This window comes from Vibrio aestuarianus (assembly GCF_012395185.1).
Lineage (GTDB): Bacteria > Pseudomonadota > Gammaproteobacteria > Enterobacterales > Vibrionaceae > Vibrio > Vibrio aestuarianus.
Genome location: NZ_JAAZTU010000110.1, coordinates 1 through 1,091, shown reverse-complemented (window position 1 = coordinate 1,091; position 1,091 = coordinate 1). Strand labels below are relative to the sequence as shown.

Annotated in this window: 1 protein-coding gene; it reads left to right on the top strand. The window is 44.7% G+C overall.

Going from position 1 to position 1,091, the window contains the following annotated elements:
• Positions 1–92 precede the first annotated feature (92 nt).
• Positions 93–1,061 carry an IS30 family transposase gene (locus tag HGG78_RS18845; protein ID WP_172533830.1) on the top strand — a complete coding sequence of 323 codons (969 nt, stop codon included), beginning with the start codon at positions 93–95 and terminating at the stop codon, positions 1,059–1,061.
• Positions 1,062–1,091: the final 30 nt, after the last annotated feature.

Sequence of the window (1,091 nt, the reverse complement as noted above, 5' to 3'; positions counted from 1 at the left end):
CTTGGATTCAAGTACGAAGTGCGACACCTCTGAACATAAAAACAGTGAGATGCGATAATCATGAAGTTTGCTCCCGCCAAGAAGTAAAAAACATGAAATACACGCACCTCACTGAGAACGAAAGGTATATGATTTCTGCACTCAGAAAGCAAGGAATTAGTACCGCTGAAATAGCTAAACAACTGGGTCGTCACAAAGCCACTATCTATCGAGAAATTGAACGCAATTGTCGTTACAACAAGTTCTTCGATAGGTACTCTTATCAACCAGAGCGGGCACAGCAAATGGCGCGCAACCGGCTGAGTCGTTCACGCCGAAATAAGCGCTATACCAAACTTGACTTCAGGCTACCTGAAGCCTTGCTACGACTGGATTGGAGCCCTGACCAAATCGTCGGGTACCTAAGAATGAGAGGCTATCCAACAATGAGCCACGAGCTCATTTATCAGCACGTTTGGAACGACAAAGCTCTCGGTGGAACACTATGGAAACACCTACGCCAATCTACGAAGCAAAGGCGTAAGAGGTACAACTCAAAAGACAGCCGAGGGCGGCTTGCAAATAAGCGTCATATTACCGAAAGACCAGCGAATGCTGAGCATCGAAAAGAGCCTGGTCATTGGGAAATTGATACCGTCGTTGGCCGCGGAACCAAGCACTGTATCGTGACTTTAGTCGACAGAATGACTGGTTACACTTTTATTGGGCAAATGGACGATAGAACAAGCGAGTCGCTCAACGTAAGAATGAGCAAAATCATGACCCGCTCTGACTTACCTTTTAAGACGATAACTGCGGATAACGGCACTGAATTTCATGGTTATGCACAACTAGAGAAACATCATAACTGCCTGTTTTACTTTGCAAATCCATACCATTCATGGGAGCGAGGGACTAATGAAAACACCAATGGCTTGATACGACAATACTTACCAAAACGAACTTCCATGTCACATGTGACACAGAAGATCTGCAATGAAATTGCACACAAATTAAATACGCGCCCACGCAAAAGACTTGGGTATAGAACACCAACGGAGTATATTCATGCGCATCTGTAGAAAGTGTCGCACTTCAAACTTGATACTAAG